The organism is Halomonas sp. I5-271120 (assembly GCF_030553075.1).
Lineage (GTDB): Bacteria > Pseudomonadota > Gammaproteobacteria > Pseudomonadales > Halomonadaceae > Onishia > Onishia taeanensis_A.
On sequence record NZ_CP130702.1, the window covers coordinates 105,574 to 126,499 of the forward strand.

The 20,926-nt window shown below is 56.6% G+C and carries 18 protein-coding genes; 10 read left to right on the forward strand and 8 right to left on the reverse strand.

Going from position 1 to position 20,926, the window contains the following annotated elements; genetic code table 11:
- Positions 1 to 2: 2 nt before the first annotated feature.
- The 8 genes from Q2K57_RS17710 to Q2K57_RS17745 all read right to left on the reverse strand — a co-directional run bounded on the left by Q2K57_RS17710 (position 3) and on the right by Q2K57_RS17745 (position 9,013).
- A complete protein-coding gene (locus tag Q2K57_RS17710; RefSeq protein WP_304526940.1) occupies positions 3 to 758 on the reverse strand; it encodes a hypothetical protein in 756 nt (251 codons plus the stop codon).
- A complete protein-coding gene (locus Q2K57_RS17715; RefSeq protein ID WP_304526941.1) occupies positions 755 to 1,936 on the reverse strand; it encodes a phosphoribosyltransferase domain-containing protein in 1,182 nt (393 codons plus the stop codon). Before Q2K57_RS17715 ends, Q2K57_RS17710 begins: the two co-directional genes overlap by 4 nt.
- Positions 1,937 to 2,084: 148 nt before the next feature.
- Complete coding sequence (locus tag Q2K57_RS17720; protein ID WP_304526942.1) at positions 2,085 to 2,663, reverse strand: TerD family protein; 579 nt, start codon at positions 2,661 to 2,663, stop codon at positions 2,085 to 2,087.
- A 71-nt stretch (positions 2,664 to 2,734) separates the two neighbouring features.
- The gene (locus tag Q2K57_RS17725; RefSeq protein WP_304526943.1) at positions 2,735 to 3,307 is read right to left on the reverse strand and encodes a TerD family protein; all 573 of its coding nucleotides are present in this window, start codon (positions 3,305 to 3,307) and stop codon (positions 2,735 to 2,737) included.
- 108 nt (positions 3,308 to 3,415) lie between these two features.
- Positions 3,416 to 4,423 (reverse strand): TerC/Alx family metal homeostasis membrane protein, encoded by a 1,008-nt coding sequence (locus Q2K57_RS17730; protein WP_304526944.1) that lies wholly within the window; start codon positions 4,421 to 4,423, stop codon positions 3,416 to 3,418.
- 11 nt (positions 4,424 to 4,434) lie between these two features.
- Positions 4,435 to 4,902 (reverse strand): tellurite resistance TerB family protein, encoded by a 468-nt coding sequence (locus tag Q2K57_RS17735; RefSeq protein ID WP_304526945.1) that lies wholly within the window; start codon positions 4,900 to 4,902, stop codon positions 4,435 to 4,437.
- A gap of 820 nt (positions 4,903 to 5,722) precedes the next feature.
- Positions 5,723 to 7,954, reverse strand: coding sequence for a DNA topoisomerase 3 (locus Q2K57_RS17740; protein WP_304526946.1), 2,232 nt, complete (start codon positions 7,952 to 7,954; stop codon positions 5,723 to 5,725).
- 60 nt (positions 7,955 to 8,014) lie between these two features.
- Positions 8,015 to 9,013, reverse strand: coding sequence for a hypothetical protein (locus Q2K57_RS17745; RefSeq protein WP_304526947.1), 999 nt, complete (start codon positions 9,011 to 9,013; stop codon positions 8,015 to 8,017).
- A 181-nt stretch (positions 9,014 to 9,194) separates the two neighbouring features.
- Here Q2K57_RS17745 and mobH point away from each other — a divergent pair, with 181 nt between their 5' ends.
- The 10 genes from mobH (at position 9,195) to traA (ending at position 20,898) form a co-directional block, all read left to right on the forward strand.
- The gene (mobH, locus tag Q2K57_RS17750) at positions 9,195 to 13,040 is read left to right on the forward strand and encodes a MobH family relaxase (RefSeq protein ID WP_304526727.1); all 3,846 of its coding nucleotides are present in this window, start codon (positions 9,195 to 9,197) and stop codon (positions 13,038 to 13,040) included.
- Between the two features lie 2 nt (positions 13,041 to 13,042).
- A complete protein-coding gene (gene traD, locus Q2K57_RS17755; RefSeq protein ID WP_304526728.1) occupies positions 13,043 to 14,935 on the forward strand; it encodes a conjugative transfer system coupling protein TraD in 1,893 nt (630 codons plus the stop codon).
- 23 nt (positions 14,936 to 14,958) lie between these two features.
- Positions 14,959 to 15,498, forward strand: a complete 540-nt coding sequence (locus tag Q2K57_RS17760; RefSeq protein ID WP_304526729.1) for a hypothetical protein — start codon at positions 14,959 to 14,961, stop codon at positions 15,496 to 15,498.
- Positions 15,455 to 16,087, forward strand: a complete 633-nt coding sequence (locus tag Q2K57_RS17765) for a DUF4400 domain-containing protein (protein WP_304526730.1) — start codon at positions 15,455 to 15,457, stop codon at positions 16,085 to 16,087. Before Q2K57_RS17760 ends, Q2K57_RS17765 begins: the two co-directional genes overlap by 44 nt.
- A 95-nt stretch (positions 16,088 to 16,182) precedes the next feature.
- Positions 16,183 to 16,485, forward strand: coding sequence for a type IV conjugative transfer system protein TraL (traL, locus tag Q2K57_RS17770; protein ID WP_304526731.1), 303 nt, complete (start codon positions 16,183 to 16,185; stop codon positions 16,483 to 16,485).
- Between the two features lie 8 nt (positions 16,486 to 16,493).
- The gene (locus Q2K57_RS17775) at positions 16,494 to 17,117 is read left to right on the forward strand and encodes a TraE/TraK family type IV conjugative transfer system protein (protein WP_304526732.1); all 624 of its coding nucleotides are present in this window, start codon (positions 16,494 to 16,496) and stop codon (positions 17,115 to 17,117) included.
- The gene (locus tag Q2K57_RS17780; RefSeq protein WP_304526733.1) at positions 17,114 to 18,118 is read left to right on the forward strand and encodes a type-F conjugative transfer system secretin TraK; all 1,005 of its coding nucleotides are present in this window, start codon (positions 17,114 to 17,116) and stop codon (positions 18,116 to 18,118) included. Before Q2K57_RS17775 ends, Q2K57_RS17780 begins: the two co-directional genes overlap by 4 nt.
- Before the next feature lie 4 nt (positions 18,119 to 18,122).
- The gene (locus tag Q2K57_RS17785) at positions 18,123 to 19,469 is read left to right on the forward strand and encodes a TrbI/VirB10 family protein (RefSeq protein WP_304526734.1); all 1,347 of its coding nucleotides are present in this window, start codon (positions 18,123 to 18,125) and stop codon (positions 19,467 to 19,469) included.
- A 15-nt stretch (positions 19,470 to 19,484) separates the two neighbouring features.
- The gene (gene traV, locus Q2K57_RS17790; protein WP_304526735.1) at positions 19,485 to 20,087 is read left to right on the forward strand and encodes a type IV conjugative transfer system lipoprotein TraV; all 603 of its coding nucleotides are present in this window, start codon (positions 19,485 to 19,487) and stop codon (positions 20,085 to 20,087) included.
- A gap of 424 nt (positions 20,088 to 20,511) precedes the next feature.
- The gene (gene traA / locus Q2K57_RS17795; protein ID WP_304526736.1) at positions 20,512 to 20,898 is read left to right on the forward strand and encodes a TraA family conjugative transfer protein; all 387 of its coding nucleotides are present in this window, start codon (positions 20,512 to 20,514) and stop codon (positions 20,896 to 20,898) included.
- The last annotated feature ends 28 nt before the right edge of the window (positions 20,899 to 20,926 follow it).

Below are 20,926 nucleotides of genomic sequence, written 5' to 3' on the forward strand. Positions count from 1 at the left end.
AGTCACTGGGCAAGCTCCTTCATCGAGTTCCAGATTTGGCTTTGGGTCGGGGCCATGGCGACATCACCGGCGCCCATGAACGGTAGGTCGGAGAGGCTATCCCCGAAGGTCATAACGGTGTCCTCTGGCTGGCGCTCGAGGATCGTGTCCAGAACGAACGCACAAGCCGCCGACTTCCGCGTGTAGGGCGGACGCAGAGCAGCGTTCCGCTCGTTGATGTGCAGTGACAGGCCATTGAGTTCGGCAACGTTGTGCAGCAGATCCCAAGTCACCTGATTGAAGGCTTCATACCTGTTGTTCTTGACCGTCAGATAAACCGGAACACCGTGGTCCTCGAGCACCTGGGCACGAAGGTCCTGGTGGCTCCCGCTGGATAGCGCCAGCATCAGGTCCGAATGGGCATGTTTCAGTCGCTTGTGGGCTTCCTCGATCTCCTCGTCCAGGCGCTCTGCCCATACGGCATTGATGACGCCGTGCTGCAGTACAAGGGCCCCATGACTGACGATGGAGATCTCCGGCGAAGTGAAAAGCCCGACGCGCTCAAGGGCTTGAGAATTGCGCCCGGTCACCGGGACCACTACGTCGGCCATTGCTGACAGCCCGGACCAGAGACGTTGCTGCCGCGGGCATTGGTAGGATCGAGGCTGACCCTGGCGATCGACAGCTGCCGCCACACTCTCTCCGGCATCGCGCAGGTTACGCTCACTGGTGAAAAGGGTGTCATCCAGGTCCGTAAGCAGAATCATCCTGGAGGTCATACGACCTCCATCATGGGGCTATGAGGTAAAGTTTTGCTGGTGAGATCGTGATGGGCGTTGTAGCTCGCCTGGAGGTCATTCGCAGTCGTCATCCAACCAAGACCGTCCTTAGCCATTGGAAACCTGCCCGGTGCCGGGTTGTAGAGGAAGTGGCGCTTATCGGGAGCCCCGGGGGCCGGATGCTCGATCTTCGTGTTGATACAGTCTCCGAGGGCGATGGGTGAACGGGTTGAGCTCTGGAAGACCACATCACCACCGCTGCTTTCCATCGCCAGTGCCAATCGGAATGGCGAGTCTAGGAATTCCCCCATCCCCATTACCGTGGTGGGAAGATGGAGCAGCTCCTTGGCGATAGATGGCAGCTCCGGGCCACCATTGGTGATGTGTAAGCCATGCAGACCTTCGCGCTCGATAGGAAGCTTTCGCTGGCCCGTGATCTGATCCATCAGTGCTGAGCAGAAGTCGGTATCAACATTACTGGGGAGCACTGCCTGATACGCGGGATAGGGCGTAAAGGTGAAACGTCCGGCCATCAACTGTACGAAGCGAACATCTTTGATTGATGGAGGAAGCTTGGTCATTAACTGCGCCCGATCCTCCTCACTCAGCCAGCTGACCAGAGAAACAATATGCAGGCGCTTGACCTGACCAAGTTCAGGTTGAGCGAGGAGGGCTTCTGCCAACTGCGCCAGGGTCCGGCCGGTGGAGACTTCATCATCGACCAGCACTATGTCCTGGCTGGTGGCAATGGCCTGTCGCGGGGTCTCATCCAGCGTGGCGAGGTGCATGGTGTCAGCATGGGAGTGGGCTTCGCGAATCCGCACCCAAGGGGAGGGGACCAGAAAGCGTGTCGTATGATGGAAGACGCCATCATGGGACTTGTTGGTCAGGTGCCGTGCGACTCCTGCGCCCAGCCCGACAGCGGTTTCTGCCATGCCGACGACATAGGGGGTATTCCCCAGCAGCTGGATACGATCGGCAAGCTCTGCATGGATGGCGTTCATGGTCGAAGGCCTGACGGGCAAATGCTTGCCTAGAACGCGGGAAACAAAGAGGTAGCCACGCTTAGGGTTCAGGCGGGAGGCGAACGTCACCAGCTCTTCAAGGCGGTGGCCATCCTGATGAATTTCAATGTCCAGTGACCCTGCCTGTATCTGGTGGGACATGGTTCGGTTCATGCTGACGTTTCCTGTGCGGACTGAGGGAAGCACTCTCGCCTTGAAAGCGCTTGCCTCAGCCAAGTGGTATTTGGGTATATCAGGGCCGTGCTTCGGCCCTGATATTGCGAACAATAGGCATGGTGCGAGTCATGCGCCGCGCTCGCTTTTACCCCAGCTGGAGGCCATAGTTGTTGACCAGACCCTGCAGCCCATTGCTGAAGCCCTGGCCAACCGCGCGGAACTTCCACTCACCGTTGTGGCGATAGAGCTCGGCGAAGATCATGGCGTCTTCGGTCGAGTAGTCCTCGGTCAGGTCGTACCGAACGACTTCGTTGCTGGTGTCATCGTTGATGATGCGGGCAAAGGCATTCGCGACTTGGCCGAAGTTCTGGCCGCGGTCACGCGCTTGGTGAATCGTGACCGTGATGGCAACCTTGGCGATGTCGGAAGAAAGGGTCTCGAGGTCCACGCCGATGACTTCATCATCGCCTTCGCCTTCGCCTGTACGGTTGTCGCCATGGTGAACGACCGCGCCGTCAGCGGACTTCATGTTGTTGTAGAAGATGAAGCCGCCCTCGCCATGGCATTTGCCTTCGGCATCGAGGAGAAAGGCGCTGGCATCCAGGTCGAAATCGGTGCCGGTTGTGACACGCGGATCCCAGCCAAGGCCCACGCGAATCTTCTTGATGCCAGGATCTTCTTTGCTCAGCGAGATGTTGCCGCCTTTAGAGAGAGAAATGCCCATTTTTATGGCTCCTTTCTTTTGAATATTTCTAGGTTTAGTCGTGGTTTTGCTGCCTTATTGCAGCCTTATGATTACTCGAGGCCGTAGCGCTTCAGTACATCAGCCAGGCTGCCGGCGAACCCATCACCCTTGGCAGCGAAGCGCCATTCGCCTTCTTTCTTGTAGAGCTCACCGAAAATCAGGGCCGTTTCGGTGGAGTAGTCTTCGGTGAGGTCGTAGCGGGCCACTGGTTCTTGATTGTCGTCTTGCAGGATGCGGACGTAGGCGTTGTCGACCATGCCGAAGTTCTGACTGCGGTTCTCGGCGTCGTAGATGGTGACCACCAGAACGACCTTCTGGACATCATCGGAGATGGACTTCAGATCAACCGTGATGGACTCGTCATCACCGTCGCCTTCGCCGGTACGGTTGTCCTCAGAGCAAGCAACGCCACCACAGGGCGAGACCTTCTCCCCATAGAACACCAGGGATTTAGGGCCACCTACGGGGACGCCCTCGGCGTCGAGCAGGATGGCAGAGGCGTCCAGATCGAAATCCGCACCGTCTGTCACGCGGGTATCCCAGCCCATGCCCAGGACAAACTTGCCGGCTTCCGGCGCTTCCTTCGACAGGTTGATGCGACTTCCCTTGGAAAGGTTGATCATGTCTTTCTCCATCATGTGTTGAGTAAGTTAGTGCCTTTCAAGAGGCACTCAGAAACACCGGAAAGATGCTTTTGAGTGCCCCCTTCACGGGGGCTAGGGCGCTATTGGTTAGTCAGGTTCGTATGCTTCTCTCGGTTTATTACCCGGAAAGAGCAGGCTGGCGGCAACACCGCTGGCAATGAGGCCAAGGACAACGACAAGGCTCACTCGATGGTCGATGTGAAACAGACCGAGAGCATTACCGGCCAGCTTCACGGCGATGAAGAGCAAGACGACAGCAACTGCTTTCTCTAGGTGAACCAGGTACTGGGCGGCTGCAGCCAGCATGAAATAGAGGTTTCTCAGGCCTAGGATGGCGAAAATGACAGCCGAGTAGACCAGGAATGGCTCCTTCGTTACTGCGATGATTGCCGGCACACTGTCAAAGCTAAAGATGATGTCTGAGACTTCCACGCACAGCAGGCAAAGCAGCATGGGAGTGGCGTAAATCGATGCGTTACGTCGAGTGAGTTCGATCCCTTCTTTGTCAGCAATGGATCGTGCCTCATCGCCTTTCACGATAAATCGCTTGCCTACGATTCTTGGAATGACTGGCATAAGCTTGCGCATGAATTTGACGGACCAGTGATCCGAATAATCTTCATCCACTTCACCATCGTCATTTCCCTTGAGCATCTTTACGCCTGTCCAGAGAACGATCGCAGCAAAGATAAGCTCTACCCATACAGAAAGACCGAAGACAGACGTGCCAAGAGCCACAAAAATAGCTCGGAAAATCAGTGCGCCAGCGATGCCGTAATAGAGAATTCGGTGCTGAGCGATTCCCTTGATACCGAAGCTCGAAAAGATCGCGACGAACACCATCATGTTGTCGATAGAGAGCGCTTTCTCCAGCACATATCCCGAGAGGAAAAGGCTGGCTGCCTCTGGGCTGAAGCGTTGGTGCAGGTAGGCAAAGAACGCCATTGCCAGGACGATCCAGAAAACTGACCAGCCTGCCGCGTTGCGGAAGGTCACCTCTGAATCGTTGCGGTGAGCGAACAGGTCCAGCCAGACCGACACGATCACCGCAACGACGAGGACCACGACCGCTTCCATGGGGAAGCCAAAGTCCATGTTCCCGCTCCTCAGGTCAGTTCGAACTCGGCAGGATCGAGGCCCAGCTCGCGAGCGATCTTGAGCGCCATGGCCTTCTCCTTCTCATCGAACTCACCATCTGCACCGCCAATCGCGATCGCCAGACGAAGAACCATGCGGGCTTGATCGTCCTTCTTCTTGACCTTGCCGATCGTGCTGAACGCGGAGATCTCGGCGAGATCGGTGTCTGTATCCGGGTTGTCCGGATCCAGATTGTTCAGGTGATCACGGAATTTCCGGATGACTTCTGCGCTATCGAAGATGGAAAGAGCATCGTGGTTCTGGACGAAGACAATCGTCTTCTTTTTTTCCTCTGCATCGATGCTGCCATCAGCGACGGTAATGAGGGCACTCGCAGCCAAGGCTGCATCGAGGAAGTCAGCGTTGCGATACTTCTGTGCGTTGGTCTTCAGGTCGGATACGGTTTCTTTGGCACGACTGACCACGTTGCTAAGCATGGGTATTTCTCCGGTTGATTAGTGTCTCGCTAGGGACGAGAGAAACGTTACCGGAGGTGAAGGGATCGGGAAGTCTACTTTGGCGCCGTTTTTTGGCCGACTTTCAAAGGGGGGCGGGAAGCGCTTTTCATGTACTGTTGCAACAGAGGCGCCATGGAGAGGGATTTTCGGTGTTCTGTTAAAACTGCGTTGATGAAAAATCAGGGGACAGCGTAGGAAATCGCTTACAGCGCGAATAGTAAAATAATGTATAATTTGCTTACGTTTTTAGGGTATACAGCTCTAAGTGCATCACTTAAGTGGTGATGTCAACCGTGCCTGGTGTTTGCTATAAGTTTTATAACCATAATCTAAAAACATAAAAAAGCCACTGAGGAGCGCCTCAGATTGCTCCCAGAGTGGCCATGCGCAACGGAAGGCCTGGGAGGTCGCACGCCGCGTAAAAGTTGGGTTCCGGATTTCAGTTCGTCTGAGACACTGATTCTCGAGCCCGGGGCGCTGCGCTCTGGCCGTTATGAACTACGTAGGGAAAAAGTGACGTGACGAAGACTGCATGCGCTCTGCTAGAGCATACGACTCCGGCACATTATGCTGCCGTCTCTGGGTGGCAAGGATGCGTGAATGCTCGAGCTAATCCGTCTGAAGCGGAGGAGAAGGCCATCCTCGATGAACTGGCTAAATCCTGCGCCGCTGACGGTATCGACCTGGACGATTTCGCCCCCCTTCTAATGTCGTTATCAAAATGATCCTCTGCTCAGCCCACTACCCATGGCAGCTAAGCGGTATCGCTGGTTGCCATGGGTAACCAGGGAGAGCGCTTTCAGGTCCCTCCTTGGGACTTCTCCTCGCCAACTGGCAACGTCGATTTGCAATCCGGCCACCCCGAGCAGCCCCAGAACTGACTGGAGCCCCCCTTGCGTGCCTTGGTGCTGTTCTTCATGAACATCGCCTTGCCACACTTCGGACAGTCTGGCCCCTGCTGTTTCGGTGGGGCACTTCGCTTCTCCCCGGGCTTGCCATCAGCGTCAGGCCGAGTGGTCCCGCAATCCCGATTTTCGCACCCCCAGAAGTGCCCAGCCTTTCGTGCGGGTCGATCGGCTGTCGCCTTCCTGGCTTTCGAGCGCAGGCGGTACATGTTGCTGCCACACTCGGGGCAGGGGTAAGTGGTTTCCTCCAGGCTCTCCAGGTATGGCTTGGCACGAGCAATGATGTTGGAGGTGTCCGACTTCACCCCTGTGACGATCTCGGCCGTCCATTCGCTGATGTACTGCACGAAGGGCCCCATCTGCTCCTTGCCGGTGGCAATAGCCTCGAGCTTTTGCTCCCACCCCGCGGTCATCGCAGGAGAGGCGACGGTGTCAGGCACCAGCGCCAGCAAGGCTGTGGCCTTGTCGGTACTGACTATGGTGCCCTTGGTGTGCTTCAGATACCCCTTCTGGACGCAGCCATCGATGATGTCGGCACGCGTCGCTTCGGTCCCCAGGCCGGCAGTGGAGCGAAGGATCTTCTTGAAGGCGTCGTCGGACACGAACCGTGCGATGTTCTTCATCGCCCCGATCAAGGTGGCGTCGGTGAAGTGGGGCGGTGGCCGCGTCATCTTCGAGTCGATGTCGGCTTCACGACACTGCCCGGGCTCACCCTGACGCACCTTAGGAAGCGAATGCTGCTGGTCATCCTCCTTCTCAGCGGCATCCTCCTCGCCCCGATCATCGTCGTCGTTGCTGAACAACACCTTCCAGCCGGCCTTCAGTGGTACGCGGCCCTTGGCGGTGAAGGGCTGGTTGGCACACCGGAGTTCGATTTCGGTCTGCTCGAATTCATGCTGAGAGTAGAACTGGGCGATGTAGTGGCGACGTATCTCCCCATACACCTTCCGCTCATCCTCGCTCATGGCGGATACATCGACCTCGGCAGCGGTAGGGATGATGCCGTGGTGCGCCGAGACCTTCTTGTCATTGAAGGCTCGGGAGCGAATCGTGATATCAGCTCCACTGACCAGGCCTTCGCAGCTCGGATCGGATAGCGCCAAAGCGCGAAGCACGTCCGACGCTTCGGCATGTTGGGAAGTCGGCAGGTAGCCACAGTCCGTACGCGGGTAACTCGTCGCCTTGCGCGTCTCGTACAGAGACTGGGCGATGGTGAGTACCTGTTTGGCGGACATGCTGAACTTGCGTGAACAGTGCTGCTGGAGCTTCGAGAGACTGAAGGGCAGGGGAGGCGACTCCTTCCCTTTCTTCACCTCGGCTTTGACCACCTCCGCCTTCTTTCCTGGCAGGGCGTCGGCGAACTGCTCGCCAATGACCTTGTTGATGCAGCGGCCGTGTTCATCGGATACCTGCTCCGGAGGCTGCCATGTCGCCTGCAGCTTGCCGTTCTGCACCTCGAAGGTCGCCTTCAGGATGTAGTAGGGCGAGGGCGTGAAATTGCCGATCGCCTTGTCCCGATCAATCACCAGCTTCACGGTAGGTGTCTGCACGCGCCCGACGGAGAATACGCCTTTGATTTTCGCCTGGCGCCCAAGAAGCGAGTAGGCCCGGGTCAAGTTCATGCCAATCAACCAGTCGGCGCGAGAGCGAGCCTTGGAGGCGTAATAGAGCGAGATGGTCTCCTCGCCGGGACAGATCTCCTGAAGGGCCTTACGGATGCTCTTCTCATCCAGGGCTCTGAGTTTGAGACGCTTGACCGCTCCCTTGAAACTGACGCGCTCGATGATGCTGCGGGCAATGGCTTCACCTTCACGGTCAAAGTCAGTCGAGATGACACAGGTGTCGGCCTTGCTCAGGAGGTCTTTGACGACCTTGAATTGCTTCGCGCCCCGCTGTGACACCTTCTTCTTCCACTTGTCGGGGACGATCGGTAGCGTTTCGAGCTTCCAGGCCTTCAGATCCTTGTCGTAATCCTCCGGGGATGCTTCCTCCAGGAGGTGGCCGAAGGCCCAAGTGATCTGCGTGCCGCGCCCATCGTGAAGGTAGCCTTCACCGGACTTTGTGGCCCCAAGTACACGCGCCAGGTCTCGCCCTTGGCTGGGTTTCTCGCACAAGTACAGATTCATATATCCCTCACTCATCCTGTCCTGCGGCCTAGCGCGTGGACCTCAGTACCAAGGTTATCGTCACTTGGCCAGACACTGCTCAAGCATGTCAGTCTCGGGGTTGTAGAACTGGGACTCGATCCCGCGCATCGCGAACAATTCGCTGTAGAAGATCCGCTTGGCGCTGAAGTTGCCGGAGCTTGGGCATAGCTCATTGGTCAGGTCTTCGATCATGGGCTCAGTCGGGAACAGGCCGGGGCAGTTGTTCGGGGTGGCGTCATCCGGGAGGGCTTCCGGCCCGCCAGCCTGCATCAGCATGGCGTAGTCGCCTTCGTCCAGCAGGTCGTCATAGCCTGCGCATGCCATGCGCCATCGATCGTGCATCAGAAGCTCAGATATAGAGCCATGTTCTCGCAGCATGTCCTCTTCTGACTGACCGAAATGCTCAATCACGATCTTGTCTGACTCGTCTAGGGCCTCCTCTACGGCTGCCCGAACCTTGCTTCCGTTCTGTTCGCCAAGCCTGGCGATGACCTCGGCAGCTGGCTGTTGGGTGGCGTACACGCTGGGCTCCAAACCCACTACGCCTTCATCCACTTTCAGTTGCCCCATCATCTCTTTGACAGCCTCGGCCTCGAGCTGGCTACGGATCCTGCGGGCCTCCTCCATCTCTGCCTGGAGACCTGCCATCTTGGCCTGACGGCGGTACATGTCTTCGCGAAGCTCCACCGCCCGCGGATAGGTCACGTCATGTGCCCCCTGCGGATCGTCTTCGCCCAGAAGCACATGCACATAAGCCGGCTGGAGCATGGCAGCGCCACCTCGCCCCCAGTTCCCCCAACGCACTGCGACAGGCCGCTGAACCTGGTGCTCTAGGTGGAGCTCTTTGCCCTGCATCGCCATGGATTGCTCTTGGGCGGTCGGCGTATCGGCAGGCTCATGTTGCTCAGCCGTGAGGGAGGCGCAGCCCTGCACCCCGGAAACGGACGCGAGCGCAATAACAAGTGCAAGTCTCTTCACAATCTCTTCCTCGGCAGAATCATCTCGAGCCGAGGGTAGCGATTCTGAAAAGCGGGCCATGTCGAATTCAGGGTAAAAAAGGCTGTTTTTGCGTGGTCGGTAGCGTCGGGTAACCGACAACCAAGTAGGCCATGCAGAAAACTGCCAAAAAAAGGCGCCGAATCGTCAGCGGGAGCCAAGGCGCGATAGGCAAACTGAGAGAAAGACTCCAGTTCTACTCAGACACAGGATGCCTAGCGTTGTGCTGAACCGGTTACAGGCCCTAGTTAAAAAAGCGCGGAGAAAGCCCAATGCCAGCGCCCCCGATGCTGAATCCAAGCAGGGGGCAGGGCAGGTTCTCGATGACTATGATGACGGCCCAGTGCCGTCATATCCTCCCTTCCAGCACGGCATTCCTGCTGCGTCGGTTAGGCAGGTGATGGAGACCCAGTCGGACCTGATTTCACAAATCAGAGAGCAGTTGGGACTGCCGATTAAAGAGTGGGAGGGCGTCGTTTACCCGATGCTCGAGCGCTATGCCGAGATCGTGCACCTCTTGCCGGCATCAGAAGCGCATCACCACCGCGGCGCCGGGGGGCTGTTTCGCCATGGCCTGGAAGCGGGGTTCTGGGCCTGTCGAAGTGCCGAGAACAAGATCTTCACCAAGGCGAAGACCCCTCAAGAGCGCCGGGGCGAAGGTAAGCGCTGGGAAGTCGCTGCCCTGACGGGCGGGCTGGCGCACGACGTTGGCAAGACCATATCCGATGTAGCCGTGACGGATCGCGAAGGTGTGCTGGAGTGGAACCCCCACCAGCCGCTGGCGCAGTGGATCTTGACCAACCGCGTGAAACGCTACTTCCTGCACTGGAATGCCAATCGCGAACACAAGCGCCACGAGAGTTTCTCCGTCCTGTTCATGGCGCACATCATCCAGGGCACGACCAAGGCCTATCTGCTCAGTCACCCGGAAGTGATGGACCAGCTACTGAAGGTGGTGTCCGGCCAAGGCGAGGAAACCGAGTTCGGTAAGGTGATCCTATGGGCCGATCGCCAATCGGTGAGTCGCGACCTGAAGCATCAGCGGATCAGCCCGGATGAGTTCGCCTACGGAGTGCCGGTCGAAAAGTATGTTCTGGACGCACTGCGAACCCTGATCGGCACCAAGGAACATCAGCCGAACAAGGCCCCGTTCAACATCTGCGTCACCAAGGCCGGTGTCTACCTGAAATGGGGTGCGATGGTGAAGGCCATCTTGGGCCTGTTGAGAAAGGACGATATCCGCGGCGTACCCTCCAATCCCGATACCTTGGCACGGCTGCTGATCGAGCGAGGCCTCGCCAGTGGGCGGCCCGCTCCTACCAGGGACGTGCCCGACGCCTACTATCTGTACCACGTCATCCTGCCAAAGCCGAAAGGCTTGTCGGCGTTGAGCAAGCACGGTTCGGATAAGTATCTCCTGATCCATGACATCGACATGGTATTCCCGTCCACGGCTCTGCCGCAGACGATGGAAGTGGTGGCGGTCAACGATGATGACGAAGACCCGTCCGATGCCAAGCCTGAGGGCGATGGCCAGGACAGCGAGCAGGAAACGGACGAGGCCGAACAGTCATTGGCATCGTTGGAAGGCGCCGGATCTGAGCGGGTGGAGCCGGATGGCTCGACCGACGCGGGCGGTGTGCCAAGCGAAGAAGCCGAGGACTCTGCGGCTGCGCAAGCCGTTGCAGGTTTAGCAGCAGCGAAGACGGCAAGCGCCAGCGCCCAGGACGACAGCCCCATCAGCATCGATGATCTGATGTCGGGAGCCATGGAGCCTGAGGCTCAGCCAGCGGTCGGCGCTTTTGCTGAGGGTGCCTCGTCTGATGAAGCCGTCCCGGTCTCCGAGTACGAGGCACAAGAAGAGGGTGACGAGGCTAGCGCTGATGTCACTGCCGAGCCAAGCAGTGATGGCGCAGACGGGGACGATTTCAACCTGGAAACCCTGCTTGCAGCTCATGGCCATAAAAGCACGTGGGCAGCGGCACGGCAGCAACAGGAAAGCGTCCCCGAGACAGAGATCCCAGCGTATCTGCTGCAAGGTATGCAGGATGATGAACAAGCGGAGGCCCCTTCCGAGGAAGATGACGGTGTTGAGTACGAGACGGTCGCAGAAGAACCCAAGGTCACTGGGGATGAGGTGGCCGTAAAGGTAGAAGAAGCTGTGCCAGCTCTACAGCCGGAAGAGCCTGCGTTCTGCAAGCAAGAGGGCCCCTCAGTAGCGTCTGCCGTGGCGCAAGCGACATCTCAGCTTGCCGATGAGCCTGCCCCCGAGCAGCAGACACCAGAATCTCCTGATACAGCAGCTGAGCCCAATGCTGCAGACCCAGCACCCAAGCCAAGCGCCATTGATCGCAATCAGGTAGGCAGCAATGCCGGCGATGAAGTCGTGTTTACTCGCATCACGTCGCTTCTTGCCTCCACGGAGACCAAGCCAAAGGACTTGCTGGCCGAAGCTGATGCCAAAGAGGTCAGGAGGCGTGAGCAGAACGAGAAGTTCGAGAAGCGCCGCAACAAGCGCATGGAGAAGGCTGCTCGAAGCCCGACTGACCAGTTTGATATCGATGCGACCCTCGAGGCCCGCCAGCGGGGCAGGGAGCTGTCGCGCGACGATGTTCGCGCGAGAAACAGTGACAAGTCGAAGCTTCGCCAAGAGGTAGAAAAGCTCGATCTGTATGTGCCGGAGGTCGATCCGGATAAAGACAAAGCGATCACAGAGGCTGCCACCAAGCAGGAAAAGGTAGACCTGGACTCGGTGCCGATTCCTGACATGCCGAAGACTCGCGGTAGGGTCGATATCGATGCACTACTCAATGGCGCTTCCACTCAAGGCGAGTCAGCAACCCTAGAGTCTCGCAAGGCACCGACTGATGGATCAGCTGACGGAGATGCCAAGGGACAAGCCGATCAGCCCGGCCAGTCGTCGTCAGGGGCCAAGAAAAAGCCGAGCCGGAATAAGCGTAAGGGGAAGCAGGGAAATGCGGCAGCGACTGCACCAGCCCCGCAGCAGTCCCAGGCATCCGATGTCCGAAATCCCGAGGAAAGGCCCGAGCCGTCCGAGGCTTCTCAAGTCACTGGCTCGGTGGCTGCTTCCCTAGCCTCATCGCCAGTACCGGCCCAGCCGCCCGGGGACAGTGATGGTGGCCAGGCATCCCCTGCCATGTTGCTGGACTCCTATCAGAAGCTGCAGGACGACCTTCTGAAGAAGGCCGGGGCGAACCTTCCTGACATCGATGTTGCTCTGATCGCCGACAACATCATCAATGCCGTTCTGACCGGGGGTGAGCCCTTGGGGCGCAGCGCCTATTTCAACGCCGACAGGCGCCTGCTGGTTCACTACCCCGAAGGGATCGAAAGGCATTTGCCGGCGCGGCCGAAAACACGGGATACCGGGCGAATCGCTCGTGAAATGCATCAAGCGTCGATCGTGAGTCATCTGAGGGGCGGAAGGCCACAGGATGGCCCCGTACAGCGCGACCCAGAGACTGGCGGTGTGGTACTGGCGTTCACCATCGCGATCAACAAGCTGGTCAATAGACTCTTCCAGCAGGCGGAGTCTTGCTTGTCGAAAGAGCAGGATATGCCGGTGCTCGCGCCTCTGACGCACCGGAGTCATGTCAACTACGAGAAGGCAAGAAAGGAAATTCAGTCTTCTATTGATCGGCACCACGCTGATGCACAGTCACACGAACCTCTTCCTGAAAAAGATGAGCCGACAGAGCAGGAGGTTGGCAAAGCATCAAGCATTGCTCAAAGGGTGTCAGAGTCCATCCAGGATAACTGGAGCCAAAACAAGAAACGAACAGAAGCGATAGAAGCTGTCTTGCAGATAATCTCCGATCAGGTCGCGCGTGGTAAAGGCTCGTTAATTGAAGATGTCCCGATCTATGACCAAGACAGAGTGCCCTCAGTACAGGAAAGCATTGTGACGCGCGCATCTAAGTCGGCAAACAACAAGTTGGTTAATCCGATAGGTCTCAGGAACCAGGTTAAGCGCAATACGACAATCACTGCCAAGAGGCTCCGGATTGCGGGTGGCCGGGTATATGTGAAGAGCGAACAGGATGAATAAGTATGCGGTATGATCCCCACGGTTATGAAATGCCATTTCGGCCAAACTATGAAATGCGAAGTATGCTTGGTTGGTTGGGCGGCTCGGCGGCAGACCTGGCTATCATGGCGGGTTCTAGTCTACCGGTAGGGCCCTTTGCAGTTGTAACAGGCATTAGCTTTTCGATGGCGATGGCCCGTCTTCCCAAGGCGCTACGGATTAGACAACAGCACAAGCTTCTCTATGGCACGCCGCTTGAGTTTATGAAGCTTAGCGAAGTCGTGAAGCTATTGGAGAAACACCAGGACGACATCTGGCTGGGTAGCGGATATACCTGGGAGAACCGTCATATACAGCGGTGTTACGAGCTTATCAAGCGCGACCTGGAGCGGGATCTAGGCAAGAAGTACAAGGATCGCCGCAAGGAGTTGGCAGGTGAGCCATGGATTCACGGCCTTGAGTCTAAGACGATGACTGAATTTGTCCCGGTTAAGCACTTCGAAGGCCATGCTCTGCTTGTCGGCACGACCGGCAGTGGCAAGACACGCTTTTACGACATGCTGATAACCCAGGATATCATTCGGCGGAAAAAGATAGCTGACAAAAAGCTGGCTAAGGTTATCGCTAACAAGCGCGGTACTGTGGTGATTATTGATCCCAAAGGGGACCATGAGCTCAAAGAAAATGCTCGGCGGGCGTGCGAGTTCATGGGCGAGCCCGACCGCTTTCTGGAGTTTCATCCGGCCTTCCCCGAATCTTCATGCCGCATTAACCCGCTCCATAACTTCACTCGTGCGACAGAGCTGGCGTCACGGGTTGCGGCACTATTACCGAGTGAGGATGTCTTCTCCGACTTCGCATGGAACGCGATCAACAATATCGTCCAAGGCCTTGTCGCGGCTAACGATCAGCCGTCCTTGAGGAAAATCCGCCACTATATCGAGGGTGGCACCGAGCGCCTTGTCACCACGGTGGTCGAGCGATACATCGAGGAGCATGCCGATCCTAAGGATGCAAAAGAATGGTTCGAGCTGTATATGCCGGACTATGAGAAGCGGACGCCGGCACAGATTGCCAAGTTCCGGATAAGGCTATACCGAGACAAGGTGAATTATGGTGAGATAAAGCCCAATAGTGATATCGAAGGCCTCTTCACGATGTTTGAGCATGACAAGGCTCACTTCTCAAAGATGATCGCTTCATTGCTCCCTCTGCTGAACATGCTTACTTCCGGGGAAGTGGGGGAGATGTTGTCGCCGGATTCAGAAAACCTCGATGACAGTCGCACGATCACCAATACAAGAAAGATTGTTGAGCAGGGGAAAGTCCTCTATGTCGGTTTGGATTCTCTAACCGACACCAAAGTAGCTTCCGCAATAGGGTCAATGTTGCTGTCGGATCTGACTGCTGTAGCCGGTGATCGTTATAACTTTGACGACCTCGAAAATTGTGAGTTCGTGTCCGTCTATGTCGATGAGGCTGCGGAATGTCTTAACTCGCAATTGCTAATGCTCCTCAATAAGGGGCGTGGTGCAAAGTTCCGTTTGATGCTCGCCACACAGACTGTTCCTGATTTCATCGCCAGGCTAGGCTCTGAAGAGATGGCTATGCAGTTCTTGGGGAACATGAACAACACCATCGCTTTGCGTGTTATTGACTCCAAGACGCAGGAGTATGTGACGGAGAACATGCTTCCAACCAAAATCAAGACCGTAATGCGAACCCAGGGAAATTCTTCTGATAGCAATGAACCTTCCATGCATGGAGGCAATACGGGCGAGCGCCTAATTGAAGAGGAAGTGGCGCCAATACCACAACAGTTGCTTGGATCGCTTCCAAACTTGGAGTTTATTGCCAAGGTGTCTGGCGGGCGCATTTACAAAGGAAAAATACCCATCTTGGTGGGCGAAGGATAACAACTTGAACAGAGGAGTCTAGTGTGGGGGATGTAGTTAAGCTGCGACGTACACCTGTCTTAGCAGAAACGCTAAATCTCAACGAGGAAGAGCATCGGCTCTTGCATCATGCCATGTTCTTTCCTGGGCGAAAGGATAGCAGGCCAGCATTAGTTGCGGCTGCGCGTTCGGATATCCCGATCCTGCCGGATTTGATTGCGAAATGCATAAAGGAAGCGGGAAGGCTTGAACAATCCAGCAACGAGGAATTGTTGGGAGTCATTGAATCTATCGTTCTCGCGGGCCTGAAGAATTACGAAGAGGTTGTGTTTCCCTCCGACAGACTAAAGCACAAAAATTTGGTCAGAGGGGCTGCTTTGATTTCTGGGGTGATAAGCGAGTTCTGCGCCCACCTTAGTTATCGGGAGGTAGATCGTCTACGGCTAACATCAAGATCCGAAGAGAGTGCCAGGAAATGGGCTTATGACCTCCTGGTGGGAGATAGGCAAAAAGTAACCTTGGACAAAGCGGGGAGGGGATATGCAGAAGCCATTATTTCTGATTCTGATTTTACTTGTTTTTGAGATTTTTATGATCATCTTGGTGGTTCCTACCGATTGGATGGAAGATGTGATCAGGAAAGAGCAGATGATGGGTCGAGCGTTCTTGGGAGAGTCAACCCAGCTTGCCCTCACGTCTGACGCCGAGCGCATGTTCAACAGCCTCATGATGGACACAGGCGTGTATCAGGCCGTGCACCAGTTCTTCATCCCGACAGAAGAGGAACGGCTGGCATCCGGTGCGATGAAGGATCTGGGGAGGAGTGAGGTGTTTCCATATGCCGAGTCCCGCGTCCAGGCCTTAGCGATGATCGTCTTCCAGGTGATGATCCGAATTTCCGAGATCATGCTCTGGATGCCGTACCTCCTCGTCCTCGCCGTCCCGGCCATTTACGACGGCTACTGCCAATGGCACATCAACAGGAGCAGCTACCAGTACAGCTCTCCATTGATGCATCGCTACGGGATGAGGGGCATGGGGTTAGTGCTGCTCGCTTCTCTGATGATCAGCATCGTGCCCTTGCCAATCCCTCCGGTGGTCGTGCCTGTGGCGGGTTTCTGCATGATTGCCTTCCTCGGGATCACGATCAAGAACATCCAGAAGAGAATTTGACCTTGATTGAAAGACGGTCAAAAAAGGGCGCGGAACGCCCCTAGCCGAAGTGAAATGCTGGGTATCGTTGAAGCCATCTAACGATGGAGGCGCTCATGGAGCCAGTAACGATACCCCGCAGGATCGATGATCCCCCCCACCTGTTGCTGTGGTCTGTAGATGAAATGGCCCCGATGATCGTCGGGCTGATGCTCGGCATGATCATCGAGGAGGCTTTCTGGTGCACGACCGCAGGCTTTCTGATGACCCATGCCTACAAGCGATTTCGAGATAACAGACCCGATGGCTACATGATGCATTGGCTCTATTGGCATGGCCTTTCCTTCAAGATGGAAAGTAAAACCAGGAAGCGTCTGCGCTATTTCATCAGCCCGTTCCAGAAAACACTCCTTCCCTGAGGACAAAGATGAAAGTCAACCAGTTCAAGAAGTCATTGACCCAAACCAACGGCGAGAGAAAGTTTCTTGGCGGTGTGGTGGGGATTCTGGCAGTCGCAGTCCTCATTCTGGCTTACCTGCTGACCGCCGATGACAGCAAAGTCATTATCCAGCCCTATACCCTTAGTGAAGAGGCATGGATCACCCAGGAAAAGGCCTCCGTCGAGTATCAGGAATCCATGGCGCTGTTCTTCTCAGAGCTTCTGGGGAATGTCACTCCCGCCACGGTCGGCTTCATCAAGGAGCGCATCGATCCGCTGCTAGGCGCAAATATCCGTCAGAAAGTGGTCAACACGCTCGCGGACCAAGCCGAGACCATCAAGACAGAGCAGGTGGTGATCACCTTCAATCCTCGCAGCATCATCTACGAAAAGCCGACTGGAAAGGTCTTCGTGACAGGTCGTTCGAAAACCGAAGGCCCATCTGGCGCAGTGCGTGAAGAGCAGCGCACCTTCGAGTTCGAGTTCCAGATTGCCAATTACCTTCCCCGCTTGACCGCTCTCGACAATTACGAAGGCAAGGCGATCACTCAAGAGCTCATTGAGCAGCGTGCCAAGCTCCAGAAGGCGAGCGAGGAGCGGGAGCAGTCATGAATCGTCCAGAAATGAAGCCTAAATCAATGTTCAGATTGAATCGTAATCGCCTGGTTCTGTGCGTCGGCCTCTCTGCCGCGGCCCTCTGCAGCAATGCAAATGCCGATGGCGGCCCCGTTCCTGACCTGCCGATCGTGCCGGCCTCGACCGTGACTCAGGATGTCCCGCCTCCGAAGCAGCCGACACCTCGAGCGGAAGGGGCGCAGCGCACAGCTACTGCCTCTCGGGCCTCTGCAAATAATGCCCTCGCTGGCCTCAACGTATCCAGCGACTCTGCGATCATGGTGGAGCCCGGTGTCACTCAGATTGCCGCGATCTCCCGAGGCCACCTGAATCGCCTGGTCACCCCGTTCCCCACCCCCGAGGTCATGACCAGCAGCCTCTCCACAGGCTCCGGCGATGCCTGCGGCGAGATCTGCATCAAGGACAATGTCGTCTACGTGACGACTGACTCCAAAAAGCCGGTGACCCTCTCCCTGAACGAAGCAGGGCGCCAGGATGCGGCGATCATGATGACCTTGGTGCCGAAGGACGTGCCGCCCCGTGAGCTCCAGCTCGAGCTGAAAAACGGTTCAATGGGTGGGCTGCAGTTTGGCAGCAAGAAGGCTGAGTCGTGGGAAGAGTCACAGCCGTATGTCGACACACTCACCCATCTGTTCCGTCAGATCGCGCTGAACGAGGTGCCGCAAGGCTACACGCTTCACCAGGCGGAAAGCGGCGTTCTTCCGGTTTGCCGCCAGCCAGGACTAACCTTCGATTTTCGTCATGGCCAACGGATGCTTGGGCACCATTTCGATGTGGCCATTGGCGTTGCCAAAAACACCTCGAATGGTCCGGTCGAAGTCCGCGAAACCGCGTGTGGCTCCCAGCAGGTGGCAGCGGTGGCGTCCTGGCCGAAGAACGTCCTGCATCCCGGGGACAAGACCGAAGTCTACGTTGCCGTATCGCGCTCCATGGGTGGCGGTAAGCCGACAACCCAGCGTCCGTCTCTGGTGAGGTGATCAAATGAACTTGAAGTCTAAATGGCAAGACCTGCCAGGGCGCAAGAAACATCTGACAATCATCGTCGGTGTCGTGTCACTGGTCATTGTAGGCGCACTCGTCTTTGGTGATAACGAGGCTGAAAACCCGCTACGCACCACTGCCTCCGAAGACAAGAATGTCAACGTCTTCAACACAGGCAACGCGCGTGACACGGGTATCGACGGCTTGGCGAGCCAGGTCCGTCAGATGCAAAAGTCCAATGAGGTGCTGCTCAAAGAGCTGGACCGGCTTCGCGAAGAGAATGAGGGCCTATCGGAGGCCGTCAAGAAGACGACCGAAGCAGAGGCCCTCAGCAAGGCGCTGACCGACATCCGAGCTGAGATCGGTGCGATCAAGAAGGAGAACGAGAATCTCGAGACGATCGTTGACGAATATCGTTCCCAGAGACCGGTTGCTCCGTCATCGAACGGCGGGACTAACCAGCACGGGGGTGACGATTTCGGGGTATGGGAGCCTGAAGGTGAGGAGGAGACAACCCAGGACGACTATACGGTGTCTGCGAACCCGATGAAGGACTTTGCCGATTCAGAGCCGCAGTCTGTCGCCGGGGTGGTGGAAGGCTCCAGTGAGAGTGATGGGGCCGAGTCTGCGCCGGCGCCACGTATGATCACCAGCGTGGTAGAAGCCTCTCCGGAAAAGGAAGAGGACGCTAGCAAGTCAGAAGATGATGAGGGCGCCTTCCTCCCGGCAGGCTCAATCATAAGTGGTGTTCTCTTGACCGGCATGGATGCCCCAACGGGATCTGGCGCACGCCAAGATCCGTTCCCCGCAACTATTCGCATCAACAAGGAAGCGATTTTGCCTAACCGGTTCCGTGCCGATGTTCGGGAATGCTTCATGCTTGTCAGTGGCCACGGCGATCTCTCCTCGGAGCGTGCCTACCTCCGCTCCGAAACTATCAGCTGTGTACGGCAAGACGGCGGTGTGATCGAGACAGGTCTCAGAGGCTATGCCTCAGGGGAAGATGGTAAGGCGGGAATTCGCGGTCGATTGGTCAGCAAGCAGGGCAGCATCATTGCCAAGTCGCTTATGGCTGGTTTCATGAGCGGAGCAGCGGAAGCCTTTGATGTTGACTCCGTGCCCGTGATCAACACGGAGAGTGTCGGGGATAGCACGCAATATCAGTCGAACTACGATCCGAAAATGATCCAGGGCGCCGCTTCGTCGGGCGCATCGAGTGCACTCGAACGCATCGCGCAGTTTTATATCGACATGGCTGAAGGCATGTATCCGGTCATCGAAATCGATGCAGGTCGCCAGATTGATGTCATTGTCACCAGCGGCTCGCAGCTGAAACTCCAGGGGTAAGAAATGGGACATAACGTGACACGCTATTCAAAGTTCGTTTCCGCAGGAGCGTTGCTGGCACTTCTGGCGGGCTGCTCGAGCATGAACGTCGGTGAATCAGAATTTTCCTGTTCCGGAATGCCTGGTGACTGGAATGGCAAAAGTCCGGCCTGTGCGTCTGCCACCGAAGTCTACGAAATGACGAACAACGGTGAAGTGCCCAACCCAGTTACCCCTGTCGACCGGATGAAGGAAGAGCAGCAGGCTCGTCTGAATGGAGGCTCCGTTGAGCAGGAAGTCGCTGGCCAGCCGGCTGGCGTCGACCCGGTCACTAATGACTACGTCACCCCTGCATTGCCGAATCGCCCAGTGCCGATCCGCACGCCGGCAAAAGTGATGCGGATTTGGGTTGCGCCTTGGGAAGACACGTCCGGCAATCTAAATGTGCCAGGGTACGTTTATACCGAGATTGAACCGCGCCGCTGGACGGTGGGGGAGCAGGTGCCCACCTCGAACCCGACGCTTCGCCCGCTCCAGGTGAGCGAGCCGGCTTCACAGCAAGCGAAGCAGCAGTCCCGCCAAGGCTCCCCAGGTCAGAAAAGCTCGCTGTCTCAGGACCAGCGACCTTGGCTGCAGTAAAACGCCAACCCCTCCCCGTCGACCGCCCTAAGTTGCTTAGGGCGGTTTTTTTGTCGTGTTCATGGCGGTAGGGGTACGAACGATGAGAGCTGATGCCAGGATGAAAGGGCAGAAGAAAACTTTTCATCGTTGCGAAAATCGTAGTGCGCTAAGCAGGTGTTTCATTGCTCTAATCTTTCCATAAAAGAGGACCATTTTAGGGCGGACAGGAGTGTGAAAGGGGTTGATAAGATTGCTCGAATCACAGCTAGAGAGATAATTATATGAGATTCTTTTTCTCGGCTATTTTAGGGCAGATAGGCGAGGGCTATTAATTCCTTTGGAGGCCAGATAGTTGGATGATTCGTCCTGCAGGCCCTGAGAACAAGGCGCCGCATTGGCTAGAAGCATCCGTCTCTGATTCGTAACTCCAAAGGACTATCGCATGACCTTCCTCAAGTCTCTGAACCCCGTCAGCGCCATCAAGCAGAACCGTTCTCGTGCTACTCTCATGATGTTCGTCGCGGCACTGGCAGCTGTCGCTGCTGGCGAAGCTCTGGCCGGTACTGGTACCGGTACTTTCGACCAGGTTTGGCAGACCGTGACTGACTGGACCCAGGGTACTCTGGGCCGCATCATCACCCTCGCGATGATCGTCGTCGGTGTGGTTGCTGGTATCGGCCGTCAGAGCCTGCTGGCCTTCGCCACCGGCCTGGGTGCTGGTGTCGGCATGTACAACGCCCCGGACATCGTGGAAGCGATCCTGCAGGCCACCCTTCCGGCCGCTGAAAAGGCCACTCCGGTCATCATGCAGCTGAGCAACGGCTTGTAAGTCGAATGCTCTGAAGGTAGTAACAAGA